The organism is Rhizobium sp. MHM7A (genome assembly GCF_005862215.1).
In the GTDB taxonomy this organism is placed as follows: domain Bacteria; phylum Pseudomonadota; class Alphaproteobacteria; order Rhizobiales; family Rhizobiaceae; genus Rhizobium; species Rhizobium bangladeshense.
Genome location: NZ_VCHT01000004.1, coordinates 262,810 through 280,564, shown reverse-complemented (window position 1 = coordinate 280,564; position 17,755 = coordinate 262,810). Strand labels below are relative to the sequence as shown.

General features: G+C 62.3%; 17 protein-coding genes and 1 tRNA gene. 7 read left to right on the top strand and 11 right to left on the bottom strand.

Annotated elements, in window-relative coordinates; genetic code table 11:
* Positions 1–56 precede the first annotated feature (56 nt).
* The 3 genes from FFR93_RS17635 to FFR93_RS17620 all read left to right on the top strand — a co-directional run bounded on the left by FFR93_RS17635 (position 57) and on the right by FFR93_RS17620 (position 2,004).
* Positions 57–530 (top strand): nucleoside deaminase, encoded by a 474-nt coding sequence (locus FFR93_RS17635; RefSeq protein WP_138394167.1) that lies wholly within the window; start codon positions 57–59, stop codon positions 528–530.
* A gap of 315 nt (positions 531–845) precedes the next feature.
* Positions 846–1,457 carry a L,D-transpeptidase gene (locus FFR93_RS17625; RefSeq protein WP_138394165.1) on the top strand — a complete coding sequence of 204 codons (612 nt, stop codon included), beginning with the start codon at positions 846–848 and terminating at the stop codon, positions 1,455–1,457.
* 232 nt (positions 1,458–1,689) lie between these two features.
* Entirely contained in the window at positions 1,690–2,004 is a 315-nt protein-coding gene (locus FFR93_RS17620; RefSeq protein WP_082928133.1) for a hypothetical protein, read from the top strand.
* Positions 2,005–2,198: 194 nt separating this feature from the next.
* Here FFR93_RS17620 and FFR93_RS17615 read toward each other — a convergent pair.
* Positions 2,199–2,274, bottom strand: a tRNA-Lys gene (locus FFR93_RS17615).
* 211 nt (positions 2,275–2,485) lie between these two features.
* On the opposite strand from FFR93_RS17615, the gene FFR93_RS17610 reads away from it, so the two are divergent.
* Together FFR93_RS17610 and FFR93_RS17605 are read left to right on the top strand one after the other, a co-directional pair.
* On the top strand, positions 2,486–3,235 hold the full coding sequence (locus FFR93_RS17610; protein ID WP_064709006.1) for a cytochrome c biogenesis CcdA family protein: 750 nt from the start codon (positions 2,486–2,488) through the stop codon (positions 3,233–3,235).
* A gap of 46 nt (positions 3,236–3,281) precedes the next feature.
* Entirely contained in the window at positions 3,282–4,244 is a 963-nt protein-coding gene (locus FFR93_RS17605) for an AEC family transporter (RefSeq protein WP_138394164.1), read from the top strand.
* Here FFR93_RS17605 and FFR93_RS17600 read toward each other — a convergent pair.
* From FFR93_RS17600 to cysG, 5 genes are read right to left on the bottom strand one after another with little or no spacing between them, the layout of a single operon-like run.
* On the bottom strand, positions 4,212–5,423 hold the full coding sequence (locus tag FFR93_RS17600; RefSeq protein ID WP_138394163.1) for a UbiH/UbiF family hydroxylase: 1,212 nt from the start codon (positions 5,421–5,423) through the stop codon (positions 4,212–4,214). The genes FFR93_RS17605 and FFR93_RS17600 overlap by 33 nt on opposite strands.
* Positions 5,424–5,460: 37 nt before the next feature.
* A complete protein-coding gene (locus FFR93_RS17595) occupies positions 5,461–5,973 on the bottom strand; it encodes a DUF934 domain-containing protein (protein ID WP_138394162.1) in 513 nt (170 codons plus the stop codon).
* A gap of 11 nt (positions 5,974–5,984) precedes the next feature.
* The gene (locus FFR93_RS17590) at positions 5,985–7,655 is read right to left on the bottom strand and encodes a nitrite/sulfite reductase (RefSeq protein ID WP_064709010.1); all 1,671 of its coding nucleotides are present in this window, start codon (positions 7,653–7,655) and stop codon (positions 5,985–5,987) included.
* Positions 7,656–7,663: 8 nt separating this feature from the next.
* The gene (locus tag FFR93_RS17585) at positions 7,664–7,978 is read right to left on the bottom strand and encodes a DUF2849 domain-containing protein (RefSeq protein ID WP_038688777.1); all 315 of its coding nucleotides are present in this window, start codon (positions 7,976–7,978) and stop codon (positions 7,664–7,666) included.
* A 2-nt stretch (positions 7,979–7,980) separates the two neighbouring features.
* Positions 7,981–9,417, bottom strand: coding sequence for a siroheme synthase CysG (gene cysG / locus FFR93_RS17580; protein WP_138394161.1), 1,437 nt, complete (start codon positions 9,415–9,417; stop codon positions 7,981–7,983).
* Between the two features lie 268 nt (positions 9,418–9,685).
* On the opposite strand from cysG, the gene FFR93_RS17575 reads away from it, so the two are divergent.
* A complete protein-coding gene (locus tag FFR93_RS17575) occupies positions 9,686–10,273 on the top strand; it encodes a nucleoside deaminase (RefSeq protein ID WP_138394160.1) in 588 nt (195 codons plus the stop codon).
* A 34-nt stretch (positions 10,274–10,307) separates the two neighbouring features.
* Positions 10,308–11,147, top strand: coding sequence for a nucleoside triphosphate pyrophosphohydrolase (gene mazG, locus FFR93_RS17570; protein ID WP_064712828.1), 840 nt, complete (start codon positions 10,308–10,310; stop codon positions 11,145–11,147).
* Between the two features lie 120 nt (positions 11,148–11,267).
* On the opposite strand, the gene hflX is transcribed toward mazG, so the two are convergent.
* From hflX to FFR93_RS17545, 5 genes are all read right to left on the bottom strand, one after another.
* A complete protein-coding gene (gene hflX / locus FFR93_RS17565; protein ID WP_064709013.1) occupies positions 11,268–12,593 on the bottom strand; it encodes a GTPase HflX in 1,326 nt (441 codons plus the stop codon).
* A 77-nt stretch (positions 12,594–12,670) separates the two neighbouring features.
* On the bottom strand, positions 12,671–12,913 hold the full coding sequence (hfq, locus tag FFR93_RS17560; RefSeq protein WP_003539403.1) for an RNA chaperone Hfq: 243 nt from the start codon (positions 12,911–12,913) through the stop codon (positions 12,671–12,673).
* 112 nt (positions 12,914–13,025) lie between these two features.
* Complete coding sequence (locus FFR93_RS17555; protein WP_138394159.1) at positions 13,026–13,889, bottom strand: D-amino-acid transaminase; 864 nt, start codon at positions 13,887–13,889, stop codon at positions 13,026–13,028.
* Between the two features lie 62 nt (positions 13,890–13,951).
* A complete protein-coding gene (locus FFR93_RS17550) occupies positions 13,952–15,316 on the bottom strand; it encodes a sigma-54 dependent transcriptional regulator (RefSeq protein WP_064709015.1) in 1,365 nt (454 codons plus the stop codon).
* Positions 15,306–17,573, bottom strand: a complete 2,268-nt coding sequence (locus FFR93_RS17545) for a PAS domain-containing sensor histidine kinase (protein WP_064709016.1) — start codon at positions 17,571–17,573, stop codon at positions 15,306–15,308. Before FFR93_RS17545 ends, FFR93_RS17550 begins: the two co-directional genes overlap by 11 nt.
* Between the last annotated feature and the right edge of the window lie 182 nt (positions 17,574–17,755).

The window sequence follows — 17,755 nt, the reverse complement described above, 5'->3', positions numbered from 1 at the left end:
TTGGAAATCCATCCAATCCGAGGGAAGATCATCCCGCTCTAACCCTGGAGGATCTCATGGAAGATCACGAGCCGTTTCTGCGCGACGCGATTGCGCTCTCGAAATCTGCGGTGGCAAACGGTGACGAACCGTTTGGCTCGGTCCTGGTCAAGGACGGCGAAATCATCCTGCGCGCCGAAAACAGCGTCTTCACCGGCCACGATATGACAAACCACGCCGAGATGAACCTGATTAAACTGGCGGCGCAGCACTACGACCCTGCCTTTCTCGCCAATTGCACGCTCTATACCAGCACTGAGCCCTGTGCGATGTGCTCCGGGGCGATCTACTGGTCGGGGATCGGACGTATGGTGTTTGCGTGCTCCGAAACGCGGCTCGGCGAGATTGCCGGGATTGGGTTGAACGTGCCCAGCCGGGCGGTGTTGCAGACCGGCGCGCGTACCGTCACCGTGGTCGGCCCGACGGATCTCGAAGACGAAGCCGCCAAAGTCCACCAGGAATTCTGGCCGAAGCATCTGAGCAGGGTTTAGGCTCGCGGCTCATTGATTTGCGCCGGAAGTTGACGGCGGCTGCGATGCAGTTGGCCGAGAAGAAGATGTGGGCGCATCTGTCGAGGCGTGTGGCGAGGCACCGTCAGTCCTTGAGCTTTGCGAAGGCTTGCTCAGCAAAGAACACATCACCGATCCCAGCCATTTGCTGGGAGCGTCGGGGTTGGTGGGCAGGATGCCCGAACTCAGCGGAGAACGGGAGCGACGAAAGATCACCGTCAGATCGAGACCTACCCCGCCATAGTGCCGCCATAGAATTCGGCCCAATCATGATTGTATGACAAGCGGATGCGAAGAATGAGATTGCTGGTTCTCCTTGCGGCGGCCCTGCTTGTGATAGCGGTCCATGCCCAAGCCCAAGTTTACGCGCCGTATGATGGATACGACGAATACGACGGCTACGGCTATGATGACCCTTACAGCCCCTATCCCCCTCCTCCCTTCTACGAGCCAGACCCTGGTTATCGTGAACCCTTTCAAGAACGTCGGGAGCCATCTACGCGAATTGGAAGAGGAACCATCGTCATCGCCACGCGTGAGCACACCCTTATCTACACGACGTCAGAGGGTGAGCAGTTTGCCTACCCCATCGCCGTCGGCCGCGAAGGCAAACAATGGTACGGCACAACGCGCGTCGTGTCGAAACGCATGCATCCCGAATGGCGGCCAACAGCCAGCATGCGCCAGAAGAACCCAAGTCTCCCGGCAGTGGTGAAACCCGGGCCAGCAAATCCGCTAGGAACCCGCGCAATCTACCTTGCCGACGGACTGCTCCGCATCCACGGCACCAACGACCCCTCCTCCATCGGCACCAATGCATCAAGCGGATGCTTCCGGATGTACCGCGAGGATGTCGAGGAGCTTTACGATATGGTCCAGCCGGGGACCCGGGTTATCGTCCAGCGGTGATGGAGCCTTCCCGAATTGTCCCCAGAATAGGGCCCTGGCGACCGTCATGGGTTTGTCTTTCGCTGGCCCAGGTCCACGCAACATCCCCAGCTTTCGCTGACGTAGTCAACCGGCGCGAGCACCACCTGCGCCCACACGAGCAGCGCGCCGGCCGGTCTCCCTTCAAGCACGCAGCCGTTCATCGGAGGTTAATGCTTATTAACCCAGAATCGCAGCCTGAAAGGATGCGCCGATGAAGATGCTTTTTTCCTCACTTGCAGCCATGGTCTTGTCTGCATCTTTCGCCCTGCCGCTAAACGCCACGCCGATGGTCGTGCCGAAATCGGTAGCAATGCACGCCGCCGACGTCGATCTAGTCCATTACCGTCGTCATGGGAATGGACATGCGTACGGCCACTGGAAGAAACACCGGTACGCTCACCGCGACTGCCGGTATTACGGCTCGTGCTATCGTCCGCGGTACTACGGCAGTCGCGATTATTACGGCTATCGCGACCATTACCCCTATCGTCGTCGGTCAGGTGTGACAGTGTATTTCGATTTTTAACCGGCAGTGCCGCGAACACCAACCTTGGCCCCCAACAAGAGCGCCCGCCGGCCTCTCCTTGCCGGTAGGCGTTCCATGTGCCGTGTGACAATCGTGTGCCGTAAGTTTGCGCTATGATTCGCAAAATCAAGGTAATTGGCGGTAAAGTTTTACGCCAATTACCTCATCTAAACCGTTGATCGTTGACGATTTTTTGGTGAGAGCGTCGGGGTTCGAACCCGAGACCTACTGATTAAAAGTCAGTTGCTCTACCGGCTGAGCTACGCTCTCCCTCTCCGCGGGTGTGAAGCACCCCGGCTGGAAGTGGGCGGAACATAGGCAGGTGACCCATTGCGGTCAACCGAAAAATTCGGCTTTTGCAAAGGTAGGGCACATTTCTCTCCCGCGTAAAGGCAGATTTCTCGGCCACGCGAAAAGGTGATTGGCAATCCCGGGCCTGCGACGCTAGGAACAGGGCGCAGATTGCAGCCGGAGAGAATGCGTGTCGATTGCCGATATTTCCCTGTGGAGCGCGTTGTTGGCAGGGGCGCTATCCTTTCTTTCGCCCTGCGTGCTCCCCCTCGTCCCTCCCTATCTCTGCTATATGGCCGGCATTTCGGTCGAGCAGTTCCGCGGCGGCGGCGCGGTTGCGGTCTCGCCCGATACCAGGCGCGGCGTGCTCTTCTCGGCACTGCTCTTCACGCTCGGCTTTGCCACCGTCTTCGTGGCGCTCGGCGCCGGTGCGTCGAGCATCGGCATGGCGCTTCGCCAGCATCTCGATCTGCTCTCCAAGATCGGCGGGCTGATCATCATCGTCATGGGGCTGAATTTCCTCGGCCTCTTCCGAATCGGGCTGCTCGCCCGCGAGGCGCGCTTCCAGGCCGGCGGCAAGCCGGCGACGTTGACGGGCGCCTATGTCATGGGCCTTGCCTTCGCCTTCGGCTGGACGCCCTGCATCGGGCCGGTGCTCGGCGCCATCCTCGGGGTCGCCGCCTCGCGCGAGACGGTCGGCTCCGGCGCCGGGCTGCTCGCCATCTATTCGCTGGGTCTTGCTATTCCCTTCTGGATCGCCGCCGGCTTTTCCGGCGCCTTCATGCGCTTCCTGTCGCGCTTCCGCCGCCATCTCGGCACGGTGGAGAAGGTGATGGGCGTCTTCCTCATCCTGACCGGCCTCGCCTTCCTGTTCGGCTGGGTCAGCGATGTGGCGATCTGGTTCCAGCAGACCTTTCCGATCCTGATGCAAATCGGCTAGAAGAGATTCTTCCCCGCCAGCCATCCCACGAAAACCGGACTTTCCCTTGGCCGACATCATCAGCCTGCTGCTGCCGTTCTTCGGCCTGATCCTGATCGGTTATGCCGCCGCCAAGGCGACGAAGCAGCCGGCCGAGGCGCTCGGCTGGCTGAATACCTTCATCATCTATGCCGCCCTGCCCGCGCTGTTCTTCAAGCTCGTCTCGCGCACGCCGATCGAAGAGCTGACGCGGGTCGATTTCATCGTCACCGATATCGCGGCGACCTATGCGGTCTTCATCCTTCTCTTTGTCATCGGCCGTTTCGTGCGCGGCAATCCGCTTGATGAATGCACCATCCAGTCCTTTGCCGGCGCCTACGGCAATATCGGCTATATGGGGCCGGGCCTGGCGCTGCTGGCGCTCGGCGAAGGTGCTGCCGTGCCGGTGGCGCTGATCATCTGCTTCGAAAATGCGCTGCATTTCATCGTGGCGCCGGCGCTGATGGCGGCAGCCGGCGACGACAAGCGCTCGCCCGGCCGACTCGCCGCCGATATTGCCCGCAAGGTAGGCCTCCATCCCTTCATCCTGTCGACGGCGGCAGGCTTTGCGGTTGCCGCCTTCCACATCGATCAGCCGCTGGCGTTCCAGCGCCTCGTCGACTACCTTGCACAGGCGGCCGCTCCCTGCGCCCTCTTTGCCATGGGCGTGACGCTGGCTCTGAGGCCGCTCAAGCGGATTCCGGCCGAGATCTCCTATATCGTGCCGGCGAAGCTGATCCTGCATCCGATCGCGGTGTTCCTGGCGCTGACTGTTATCGGCGGTTTCGAGCCTGTCTGGATCCAGGCGGCCGTGCTGCTCGCCTGCCTGCCGACGGCAACCAATGTCTTCGTCATCGGCCAGCAATATGGCGTCTGGCAGGAACGCGCCTCGGCGACGATCCTGATCACGACGGTGCTTTCGGTGGCGAGCGTTTCGCTCTGGCTGATCGCGATCCGCTCAGGCCTTCTTCCGCTTCAGCTTTTCCTTTAAGGAATCCGGAATATCGCGGAAGCCCCGGCCGGGCTCGATGCCCTCGCGCATGACGAGGTTGCGCAGTGGCGGAATGGCCGAGAGGATATGCAGGCCGGCGGCGCGCAGCATCTGAACGGGGAGGAAATCGGAAAGCAGCGAGCGGTTGAGAAGATCGACACTCGCCGTGCGCGTTATGATATCGGCGCGGCGGCGGCGGTCGAAGCTTTCGCCGGCATCGGCCGGCACCGGCAGTTCCACCCTGTCGCAGAGGATGTCGGTGAGCACCATGATATCGCGCAGGCTGAGGTTCAGCCCCTGCGCCCCGATCGGCGGGAAGACGTGGGCGGCTTCGCCGATCAGTGCGATGCGCCCCTTGCCGAAACGATGAGCCATCATGCCGGAGAGCGGCCAGACCTGGACGCTTTCTTCGATGGTTGTCTTGCCGAGCATGGAGTGCATCTGCGCTTCGACAAGTGAGCCCAGTTCGGCCGGCGGCAACTCCAGGCGCGCGGCCGCCTCGGAGGGATCCTGCACCCAGACGAGGCTGGAGCGGCTTCCCGGCAACGGCACCTGAGTGAAGGGGCCGTGTTTGGTGTGGAATTCGCTTGAGATGTTCTGATGCGGCAGCGAATGGGCGAAGTTCAGCACCATGGCCGATTGCGGATAGGACCAGGTGCGCACGCCGATATCAGCCGCCTCGCGTAGCTTCGAGCCGCGGCCGTCTGCGCCGACGGCAAAGTCGGCCGTCAGCACCTCGCCGCCGGCAAGCGCGATCGACACTCTCTCGGCAGAGATGTCGATCGATTCGGCCATGTCCGTGAAGCGGGTGATATTGCCCTCGCCGGCCGCGGCCGCTTCGAGAATCTCGGTCAGCGCCGTGTTGGGGAAATTATAGCCGAAGGCATCGAGGCCAACCTCGGCGGCGCGGAAGGTGGTGGTCGGCGCGCGCAGCAGCCGATCGGTTCCGTCAATGATGCGCATGCTGGTGAGAGGAGCGGCGGCAGGGCGCAGCTTTTCCCAGAGCGTCAGGCGATCGAGGAAGCGGATCGATTGATCCATCAGCGCCGTGGTGCGCCGGTCCTCCTTTGCAGCAGCGGGAGCCACCAGCGCCACGCTGCGGCCGCCGCGGCCAAGAGCAATTGCGGCGATCGTGCCGGCGAGACCGCCGCCAATCACCGCCACTTCGAATGTCTTCATGCTATCATTCCGCCATCGTAAGAGGCGGACCGGCCGCTTATGCGGCCGGCTTCGCCTGACGGCGCCAACTATAGCCCTTGCCGGCTTCGGCGTCACGCACCGCCGGCTGATAATGATGGGGAATGGCCGGAAGACGGTTTTCGGCAAGCCGCTTCAGCGCCGTGGCGTTGGTCACGGCAAAGCTGTCGATGCCGACGCGCAGCATCAGCGGGATCTGGTCGATCAGCACGTCGCCGACGGCGCGCAGCTCATTGGTGTAACCCAGGCGCTGACGCAGCAGCGAGGCATGGCTGAAGGCGCGGCCGTCGTTAAAAGCCGGAAAGGCAACCGCCACGATTTCCAGGCGATAGAGATAGGGCTCAAGCCGGCGCACGTCGTCGGCCGGCTTGATCAGCACGCCGAGGCCGACATCATTGCTCTCATCGGCCTTGGCGATCAGCTCATCGACACTGAGCAGCGGCTTCTGCTCGCCGGTCGCCTTCACCTCGTCGGTTTCGATCACCCACGGATCGTTCTCGACAAAACCGGATTCTCTCCAGATCTTCGTCATCACACCCCTCCTTAGGCCGCTTCGGCGGCCGAGCCGTAGAGCGCATCTTTGAAAGGCTGCGGCCCGACGCGGCGATAGGCCGCCAGGAAGGTTTCGGATGGATCAAGCCGCAGCCCGAGATAGGTGTCGACGATCGTCTCGATCGCATCCGTCACCCGGTCCGGCTCAAAGCCGCGGCCGATGATCTCGCCGATAGAGGTATGTTCGTCGCCCGAACCGCCAAGCGTGATCTGGTAGAGTTCGGCGCCCTTCTTCTCCACACCGAGCAGGCCGATATGGCCGACATGGTGGTGGCCGCAGGCATTGATGCAGCCGGAGATCTTGATCTTCAGCTCGCCAATCTCGGCCTGGCGTTCGGGACTGCCGAAGCGGCGGGAGATTTCCTGCGCCACGGGGATGGAGCGCGCATTGGCGAGCGCGCAATAATCCAGCCCCGGACAGGCGATGATATCGGTGATCAGGCCGGCATTGGCTTCGGCCAGATTGATGGCGACGAGGCCGCGATACACAGCTTCGAGATCGGCCAGCGCCACATGCGGCAGAATGAGGTTCTGCTCGTGGCTGACGCGGATTTCGTCGAAGGCATATTCTTCGGCAAGATCGGCGATGGCATCCATCTGCGCATCGGTGGCGTCGCCCGGAATGCCGCCGATCGGCTTCAGCGAGATCGTCACCATGCCGTAATCGGGGTTCTTGTGCGGCTGCACATTCTGCTGAACCCAGCGGGCGAAAGCCGGATCGGCCTTCTTCCAGCGGGCGAGGTTTTCCCAGCCCTCGGCTCGCTCGGGAAGATCCGGTGGCGCGAAATAAGCGGCGATCGCCTCGACATCCTGTTCCGGCAACTTGAGCTCGCTATCCCTGAGTGCCGCGAATTCGGCCTCCACCTGACGCGCCAGTTCCTCGGCACCCGTCTCATGCACGAGGATCTTGATGCGGGCCTTGTACTTGTTGTCGCGCCGGCCGTGCAGATTGTAAACACGCACGATCGCCGTGGTGTAGGAGAGCAGGTCTTCCTCCGGCAGGAAGTCGCGGATCAACTTGGCGATCATCGGCGTGCGGCCCTGGCCACCACCGACATAGACGGCAAAGCCGATTTCACCCTTGTCATTCTTCTTCAGGTGCAGGCCGATATCATGGACCTGGATGGCGGCGCGGTCGCGCTCCGCGCCGGTGACGGCGATCTTGAACTTGCGCGGCAGGAAAGAGAATTCCGGGTGGACGGACGACCACTGGCGCAGAATTTCCGCATAGGGCCTGGGGTCAGCGATCTCGTCGGCGGCGGCACCGGCGAAGTGGTCTGCCGTGACGTTTCTGATGCAGTTGCCCGAGGTTTGCAGCGCGTGCATTTCGACGCTCGCCAGGTCGGCCAGTGCATCGGGGATTTCCGACAGCTTCGGCCAGTTGAACTGCAGGTTCTGGCGCGTGGTGAAGTGGCCATACCCGCGGTCATAAGTGCGGGCGATATGGGCGAGCATGCGCAGCTGGCGGGCGCTCAGCGTGCCGTAGGGAATGGCGATGCGCAGCATATAGGCATGAAGCTGCAGGTAGACGCCGTTCATCAGGCGCAGCGGCTTGAACGCATCCTCGGCAAGCTCGCCGGAAAGGCGGCGCTGAACCTGGTCGCGGAACTGCTCGACGCGCTCGCTGACAAAGGCATGATCAAATTCGTCGTAACGGTACATCGTCTTCCTCAGACTGCAATAAATTCGGGATCGGCAGGAGCGTAGCCCGGCGCATATTCCATGGTCGGCCCTTGCGCGCGGATGCGCTCGCGAAGGCGAAGCGGCCAGAGAATGCCATTGGTTTCCTGGACGTCGACGACGGCCACGTCAACGACCTCATTGTCGGCATAGGATTTTTTGCCAATGGCTTCCAAGGCTTCGACGGCTTCGTTGTGACGAGCAACAAGCGCCTCCTGCAGCGAGGTCGACCATTTGCCGTTGGCATCCAGCCAGACGGCAATGCCGTCCGTCAGCCGGTTGGCGGTCAGGACCTTGTCTACCATATTCAGCTCCTTGCAAATTCCTCGAGCCGGGCGTTCTCGCGCACCAGCGGCTCGGACAGTTCGAAATTGGCGCCGGCGACCGCATCGCCGATAATGACCATGACAGGCCCGGTGAGCTCGTTGCGATGCTGCAGGTCGGGCAGGTCGGCGAGCGTGCCATGCAGCAGGCGGCGATCAGTGCGGCTGGCATTCTCGATAACGGCAACCGTGGTCTCGGAGGGAATGCCGGCCTGCATCAGCCGCTCGGCGACCGAGGCGGCGACCGTGCGGCCCATATAAACGGCTATCGTCGCGCCGGAGACTGCGAGGCTTGCCCAATCGGGCAGCACGTCGCCGGTGAGATCGTGGCCGGTGGTGAAGACGAGCGAGGAAGCGACGCCGCGCAGCGTCAGCGGCAGCTCGAAATCGGCAGCGGCGGCGAAGGCCGAGGTGATGCCGGGCACGACCTCATAGGTGACGCCGGCGGCGCGCAACGCGGCCATCTCTTCCCCCGCCCGGCCGTAGACCAGCGGATCACCGGATTTCAGACGGACGACGCGCTTGCCCTGACGGCCGAGTTCGACGAGCAGCTCGTTGATCTCTTCCTGCGACTTCGAATGACAGCCTTTGCGCTTGCCGACGGAAAGCCGCTCGGCGTCGCGGCGGCCCATATCGACGATCGCCTGCGGCACGAGCGCGTCATAAACGATGACATCGGCTTCCATCATTACGCGCTGGGCGCGCAGCGTCAGCAGATCCTCAGCCCCAGGACCTGCGCCGACCAGCCAGACATGGCCGGCAACCTTGTCCATCGAAGCGAGCAGTCGGTCGGCGGCGTTGTGGGCCTGCGGCAGGTTGCCATTGGCGACCGCGTCGGCAACCGGGCCGGAGAAGAAGCGGTGCCAGAAGACCCGGCGGGAAACGCCACGCGGAACAATCTGTTCGACTGATTTGCGATAATTGGTCGCCAGCGCGGCCAGACGCCCGAGCGAAGGAGAAAGAAGCTGGTCGATCTGGGCGCGGATCATCTGCGCCAGAACCGGTCCCGCACCTTCAGTGCCGATCGCAACGGCGACGGGAGCGCGGTTGACGAGCGCCGGCGTGAAGAAATCGCAGTAATCCGGCTGATCGACGGCGTTAGCCGGAATTCTTACAGCCCGGGCAGCATCGACGATCCGGCGATCTTCAGCTTCATTGCCGGTGGCGGCAAAGACAAGGGCCGCTCCCTCTACCTGGCCGGCAGAGAAGCCGGTGCGCACCGTCTCGATGCGGTTGGCGATCAGGAAGGCATGATAATCGGCTTCCGGCCGCTCGGCATAGGCAACGAGCTGCGCCCGGGTGTTGAGCAGCAGCCGCACCTTGGCGAAGGCCTCGTCGCCATTGCCGAAGACAGCCGTCTTCTGGCCTTCCACGCGAAAGAAGGCTGGAAATACCGAAAGCTGCTCAGTCTTGGGAGACATCATCAATCCACTTCGAAGTTGCCAGAATATGCCCGTGATCGACAAGCGATTGAAGGAACAGAAATTCGAAAGCCTCGGCAAGCGCGTATTCTTTTGCTCGCGCCTCCGGCGATTTGAGAAAAGTCAACCGTGCTGACGAGACCCACCTGTTCCCACTCTCTTTGTTGCGGTGCAGTGTAAAGCCTGTGACAAACGGCGTCCACCGGCGTTTGTCGCATTTCACTCGCGCCGCCAAGACGATAGACTGGAAGAAAAACCGGAGACACCAATGCCCGACAAGACCATCGCTGCCCGCCTGCTCTCGGTCATCGAAGACGATATCCTGCCGCTGACCGAACGCGGCGTGTCCTCGGGCAACAAGGTGTTCGGCGCGGCGATCCTGCGCAAATCCGATCTGTCACTCGTTGTCGCCGAGACCAATAACGAGCTCGATAATCCGCTGTGGCATGGCGAGGTGCATACGCTGAAGCGGTTCTACGAGCTTGGTGACAAGCCGGCGACCAAGGAGCTGATCTTCCTTTCGACGCACGAACCCTGCACCATGTGCATGTCGGCGATCACCTGGGCGGGCTTCGACAATTTCTACTATTTTTTCAGTCATGAGGATTCCCGCGATGCCTTCGCCATTCCGCATGATCTCAAGATCCTGAAGGAGGTCTTCGGGCTTGAACCCGGCGGCTATCGCAGGCAGAACGCCTTCTGGAACAGTTTTGCCATCGCCGATCTGATCGAAACCGAGGAGATTTCCCGGAAGACGGCGCTGGAGGCGCAGACCGCCCGCATCAAGGCGCGCTACGACGCGCTGTCTTCCACCTACCAGTCGTCGAAGAGCGCCAACGACATTCCGCTGAACTAAGGCCGCTCAATTACGGCCGCCGAACCGAGGCACCATGGAACCTTCCAAAGACATTTCGCGGCTGATCGAGATCATGGCGGCGCTGCGCCATCCAGAAACCGGCTGCCCCTGGGACATCGAGCAGAATTTCCAGACGATCAAGCCCTATACGATCGAAGAGGCCTATGAGGTCTCGGACGCGATCGAGCGCGGCGATATGGACGATCTCTGCGACGAGTTGGGCGACCTGCTGCTGCAGGTGGTCTTCCATGCCCGCATGGCCGAGGAGGCCGGCGAATTTTCCTTCGGCGACGTGGTCAACGCCATCACCACCAAGATGATCCGCCGCCACCCGCATGTCTTTGCCCGCTCGGAAGCCGATACCCCGGACGCGGTGAAGAGGCAGTGGGACGAGATCAAGCAGGCGGAGAAACGCGAGCGGGCCGAGCGGCGGGCTAAGCGGGGGATCACCGAGGATTTCAGGAGCGGGTTCCTGGGCTCGGTGCAGCGTAGCTTTCCGGCGCTGACCGAAGCGCTGAAGCTGCAGGAACGCGCCGCCAAGGTCGGCTTCGACTGGTCGGCGCCCGAGCCGATCCTCGACAAGATCGAGGAGGAGATCGGCGAATTGCGGGCCGCACTCCGAGAGGGAGACCACGCGAAGGTCAGCGACGAACTCGGCGACCTGATCTTCGCGGTCGTCAATATCGGCCGCCATGTGAAGGCCGATCCGGAGCAGGCGCTGCGCGGAACGAATACGAAATTCCGGCGCCGCTTCAATCATATAGAGGAGGTTCTTGAAGCGGAAGGCGAGACGCTGGAGGATGCGACGCTGGAGCGGATGGAGGAAATCTGGCAGGCGGCCAAGGCGATTGAAAGAGCGCTCGTGGCTAGGTAGGTCAGGCCGGGTTTGGCGAGAAGCTATCCCCACTCTCCGTCATCCTCGGCCTTGAACCGAGGATGACGGAGGGTGGGGCTAAAATCGCCTGCCATCGGCGACTTAGTACCAAACGCGCGCCTACCGCTCCCAATCCTCTTTCGCCGGCTTCGGGCCGTTGCCGATGCGGCGCTCGAGTTCGGCGGCTTCGGTTTCCGACAGCCGCAGGTCGAGGGTGATCGAGCCGTCCTCATTGTCCTCGCGGCCGTCGACGATCGCGTGGTCGTAGAGCCAGGGCAGCAGCGCCAGCTTGTCGACGGGAAGCCGGATCGTCGTTTCGGTCATCACGCCGGAGAGCCTGCGGCTGATCTCATCCATCAGCGTGTCGACGCCCTCGCCGCTGACGGCCGAAACCGCGACGACGTTGCTGGCGCCGGCCGCCCTCTGCACCATCGTGTCGTGCACCTCAGGCTCCAGCCGGTCGATCTTGTTCCAGACCTCGATCAGCCGCTTCTCCGCTTCGGCCTCATCGATGCCGAGGTCGCCGAGAATGCGCATCACGTCGGAGCTTTGAGCCTGGTTGTCGGGATCGGACATGTCGCGGACATGCAGGATGAGATCGGCTTCCAGCACCTCCTCCAAAGTGGCGCGGAAAGCGGCGACGAGATGGGTCGGCAGGTCTGAGATGAAGCCGACCGTGTCGGACAGGATGACGGTACGTCCGTGCGGAAGCTTCATACGGCGAAGCGTCGGATCGAGCGTCGCGAAGAGCATGTCTTCGGCCAGCACGCCCGCGCCGGTGATTCGGTTGAACAGCGTCGATTTTCCGGCATTGGTGTAGCCGACGAGTGCGACGATCGGGTGCGGCACCTTGCGGCGCTTGGCCCGATGGAGCTGGCGAGTGCGCACGACCTGCTCCAGCTCGCGTTCGAGCTTGATGATGCGGTCCTGTAGGAGCCGCCGGTCGGCTTCGATCTGGGTTTCGCCGGGGCCGCCCATGAAACCGCCGCCGCCGCGCTGGCGTTCAAGGTGGGTCCAGCTTCGGACCAGCCGGCCCTTCTGATAATTCAGATGCGCCAGATCGACCTGCAGCGTCCCCTCCTTGGTGGAGGCGCGGCGCCCGAAGATTTCGAGGATGAGGCCCGTCCGGTCGATGACCTTGGCGTTCCATTCCTTTTCAAGATTGCGCTGCTGCACCGGTGTCAGCGGATGGTCGACGATGACGAGACCCGAATCGCGCTCGTCGAGCAGCGCCTTGATCTCCTCGATCTTGCCCGTGCCGAGCAGCGTCGCCGGCCTCGGATCATTGACCGGAACGATCGAACCGTTGACCACATCAAGGTCAATCGCCTGGGCAAGGCCGGTGGCCTCTTCCAGCCGGCTTTCCGGCGTGCGGGTGGAAGCCGATTCGGTCTGGCCGCCGCGACCGCGCGACTTCAGAACCGGCACGACAACGGTCGCGCGCATATCGTCCCTGTGCTTGGCGGCCTCAGGGATTATCGAATCGTTCTTGGTATCGCGTGTCGAAATGACGGCTGATCCTGTTAGGACGCGGCTTCTTCACTCTCGAACATCTGCATCGGCTGACCCGGCATGATCGTCGAGATCGCATGCTTATACACGAGCTGCGAGTGTCCGTCACGACGAAGAAGAACACAGAAATTGTCAAAGGAGGTAACAACGCCCGTGAGTTTCACGCCGTTGATCAGAAAGATTGTCAGGGAAATCTTTTGCTTGCGAACAGTATTGAGAAATAAGTCCTGCAGATTCTGAGAACGTTCCGCCATCGCGCCGCTTCTTTCTTTATTGCCGACCTAACGTGGCCGGTAGAATATCAATCAACCTCTCCATGCAAGACACGGCAGCACCCTCATTCCGCCAGTCCAGCAAATCTTGGTATCAAATCGCAATCTTTTCCGCAACGTCGAAAAAGGCCTCGCGGATTCTCCGCGAGACGCTGCCGGGATGGCCATTGGCAATAGGCAGACCATCGACGGAAATGACCGGAAAACAGATACTTGTGGCTGCCGTGAGGAAGACCTCGCGGGCTGCGAGCATCTCGGAAACGGAGAAGTTCCGCTCGGCGATCTTCAAGCCCAGCCTGGCAGCGACATCCATCAGCGTGGTGCGAGTAATGCCGCGCAGGATTCCGTGTTCGGCTGGGCGCGTCACCAGCGTTCCATTCGAATCGACAATCCAAACATTGGTCGCCGCCCCTTCCTTTACCATGCCGTCGCCATCGACATAGATCGCCTCCTGGGCACCGGCTTCCTTGGCCTGCTGGCGGGCCATGGCATTCGGCAGCAGACCGACAGACTTGATGTCGACGCGATCCCAGCGGTTGTCGGTGACGGTGATCGCCTTGATGCCGTTGGCATTCTTGGCGGCGATGATCTTTGGATCGGTGCTTTTGGCGGTTATCACAAGCGAGGGAGGCGTGCCCTCGGCCGGGAAGACATGGTCCCGGCGGGCGACGCCGCGCGTCACCTGCAAATAGAAAAGCCCGTTGCGGACGCGGTTGCGGCGCAGTGTTTGGCGGATGACCTGCGTCAGCGCCGCCCGGCTCATCGGCGAGGCGATCCTGAGCTCGCCGAGCGAACGGTCGAGACGGTTCAGGTGGCGCGTGAGATCGACGATATAACCGTGACGGACCTCGCAGACCTCATAGACCCCATCGGCGAACTGGTAGCCGCGGTCCTCGATATGCACGCTGGCATCCCTATGCTTGACATAGCGGCCGTTCACATAGGCAATTCTCGGCATGGGAAACCTGGTCTTCGGGATGTGGGAGAGACGCGGCGCGGCGGGCGGACCGCGCCGATAAATCAGACGCCTAGCGACTTCAGCTTGCGGTGCAGCGCCGAACGCTCCATGCCGACGAACTCGGCGGTGCGCGAGATATTGCCGCCGAAGCGGTTGATCTGGGCGATCAGATAATCCTTCTCGAACATCTCGCGGGCTTCGCGCAGCGGCAACGTCATGATGTGATAATCGTTCTTGGCCGAAACCTTGGGCAGCATGTCGCCGAGATCGGTCGGCAGCATGTCGGCGCTGATCGGCGTATCCGGGCCGTCGGTGCGGGCAAGGATCATCAGCCGTTCGATATTGTTGCGCAGCTGGCGGATATTGCCGGGCCAGTCATGCGCCTGCAGCACCGCCATGGCGTCGTCGCCGATGCGGCGCGGACGGATGCCGGCCTGCTCGGAAATCTGGCGCATCAGCTGATCGACGAGGAAGGGAATATCCTCGCGCCGCTCGGCCAGCTGCGGCACGCGTACCGGCACGACGGCCAGGCGATGATAGAGATCCTCGCGGAACCAGCCTTCGGCGATCCGGCTCTCGAGATTATAGGCCGTCGAGGAAATGATGCGGACATCGACCTTGACGCGCTTGGATCCGCCGACCCGCTCGAACTGCTGATCGACCAGCACGCGCAAGATCTTGTTCTGCGTCTCACGCGGCATCTCGCCGACCTCGTCAAGATAAAGGATGCCGCGATGGGCTTCCTCGAGTGCGCCGATCTTGCGAGCCTGGCCGGGCGTGCCCTCGGTGCCGAAGAGCGCCACTTCCATGCGATCGGGCGTGATGTTGGCGGCGTTCAGCGCGACGAAGGGGCCATTGGCGCGCGCAGACTTCTTGTGGATCATCCGGGCCACCAGCTCCTTGCCGGAGCCGGACGCGCCGAGAATCATAATGCGGCTGTTGGTCGGCGATACCTTCTCGATCGTCTGGCGCAGCTGCGAGACGGCAACCGAAGTGCCGATGAGTTCCAAGGCGTCTCCGGTGCGCCGCTTCAATTCGGAGACCTCTCGCTTGAGCTTGGAATTTTCGAGGGCGCGTTCGGCGATCAGGATCAACCGGTCGGCCTTGAAGGGCTTCTCGATGAAATCGAATGCGCCGCGCTTGATCGCCGAGACGGCGGTCTCGATATTGCCGTGACCGGAGATCATCACCACGGGCAGATCGGGATGGCGAGTCTTGATCTCGTCGAGCAGCGACAGGCCATCGAGCTTGCTGCCCTGCATCCAGATATCGAGGAAGATCAGCCGCGGCACGCGATCGGATATCGCCGCCAGCGCGCTGTCGCTGTCATGAGCCGTGCGCGTCTCGTGTCCCTCGTCCGAGAGAATGCCGGAAACGATCTCGCGAATATCGTGCTCGTCATCGACGACGAGAATATCAGAGGCCATAAACGCTTTCCTTGTCATTGGCTGCGGGGGCAGCGGGCGTCGGATCCAGGCGTGGCAGATGCACGCGGATCATGGCCCCTCTCCCCCGGTCGAAATCGGCGGGCGCGTCATGCAGCTCCAGCTGCCCGCCATGTTCCTCGATGATCTTCTTGACGATGGCCAGACCAAGGCCCGTGCCCTTCTCGCGCATCGTCATGTAGGGCTCCAGAATGCTGTGGCGGTTCTCCACCGGCAGACCGCGGCCATTGTCGATCACGTCGACTGTGAATCGATCGCGGCCGGCATCGAGCGCGGCACGGACAAGCACCTTGCGTTCATCCCGTTCGTCGCTCGGAACAGCTTCGAGCGACTCCACCGCATTCTTGATGAGATTACCGAAGGCCTGGCCGAGCATGCGACTGTCGAACAGGCCCTCCAGCGGCTGATCGCCGAACTCCTGCTGGAAGGTGACGTGATGATTGCCCATTTCGCGCAGGAAGATCGCATCGCGCAGGATATCGCGCAGGTCGCTCGCCTCCTTGGTCGGTTTCGGCATGCGGGCGAAGGCGGAGAATTCGTCGACCATGCGGCCGATATCGCCGACCTGGCGGATTATCGTATCCGTGCACTGGTCGAAGACGGTGCGGTCGTCCTGGTTGATCTGCTTGCCGTAGCGGCGCTGGATGCGCTCAGCGGACAGCTGGATCGGCGTCAGCGGATTCTTGATCTCGTGGGCGATGCGCCTTGCCACGTCACCCCAGGCGGTGGAGCGCTGGGCGATGACGAGATCGGTGATATCGTCGAGCGTGATCACGTAGGATTCGCTCATGTCGCGCACTTCCTCGCGAGTGACCTGCACGCTCAGCGTCCTCACCGTGCCGCCGCGCACAAGCGCGATCTGCTTGCGGAAATCGCCGCGATGACGCACCGCCGCCTCGGTCAGAACCTGGTCGATCTCGGGCGCGATGTCGGCCAGCTGCTTGCCGAGCATCTCGTCGGCCGATAGCGACATCAGCGTTTCGGCAGAACTGTTGACGATGGCGATGCGGCGGTCCTGCTCGACGCCGATGACGGCGGCGGTAACACCTGACAGCACGGCTTCAATGAAGCGCCGGCGGTCGTCGACCTCGTCCTTGGCCTCGAGGATCTCGTCGCGCTGGGTGCGGATCTCCGAGATCATCTTGTTGAAGGTGCGCGACAGATTGGCGACGTCGCCGTCGACGGCATGCACCGGCACGACGATGTCCATATTGCCCGATGCAACGCTGTCGGCCGCCGTGATCAGCAGGCGGATCGGCCGGACGATGCGGTCGGCGACTGCAATCGCGGTCCAGATCGCCGCAAGCAGCACGATCAGCGCGAAGCCGATGTAGAGCACGGCGAAGGCGATCTGCAACGAAAAGCGGTTGGCCTCCATCGAGCGGTATTCGGTGGCGTTTTCCTCCATCATGCGCATGGCGCCCATAACCTTGGGATCGACGGCGCGCACGGTATAGAGGAAGGTGCCCTGGATGGCATCGAGCTTGATGATGGCGCCGACGAGGTTGGTGACGCCGGGCGGAATGAGCGTCGGCTGGCCGGCCGCCGCCTTTTCCAACGCATCCTGCGGAATGGCCGGCAACGGTTTTTCCGTGGTGATATCGGCCTGGACGACCACCGAACCGTCGCTTTCGACAAGGAAGGCGCCAAGCAGACCGCGGCCCCTCGCCTGGCGCGTCATCAGCTCGGCAAAGCCCGTCCTGTCGAGACTGTAGAGGGCGCGGTTGCGCTCCAGGTCGTTGGCCATGGAGACCGTCTGCCCCTGCAGGTAGCTGGCGTTCTCCATCATATAGGCCTGGCCGATATTGCGCGACGAGCTGACGATCGACTGGGTGCGCAGCGCAAACCAGCGGTCGAGGCCGGCATTCAGCGTGATGCTGGCGAAGATGGCGACGAGAATCGCCGGCGTGATCGCGACGATCGAGAAGAGCACGACGATGCGGATGTGCAGGCGTGCGGCCGCCCTGCCCCGTGTGCGCGCCTTGAGCAGCCTTGCCACCTCGCGGGCGATGAGCGCCAGCAGCGTCAGGACGAAGAAGGAATTGACGATCACCGAGGTGATGACGACATGCGAGGTCGGCGCGATCGGCGTCAGGCCGAGCAGCACGAAGAGCGTCACGGTGGCGCAGAGAAGCGCGCCGCCTGCGAGCACGAGGCCGGGCACGGCGAAAAGGGCGCGGCGATCGGTCACCGTCGTCACCGCCTCGCCCGCCGCCGGCGCTATCCCATCCTGCGTCATTCGGCCTCTCTTCAGACGGCACGCCGCCGTCCCGCCATCCGATCGAAACCAAAGAACGCCGGCTCAGGAGAGCCAGCGTCGGAACGACTCGATCGGGAGCGAAATCTCTAAAACCCTTGCGTGACCTCTAAGCAACGCATTGTGGCGAAAATGCAACGCGCCTCGCCACGTTGTCAAGCCAA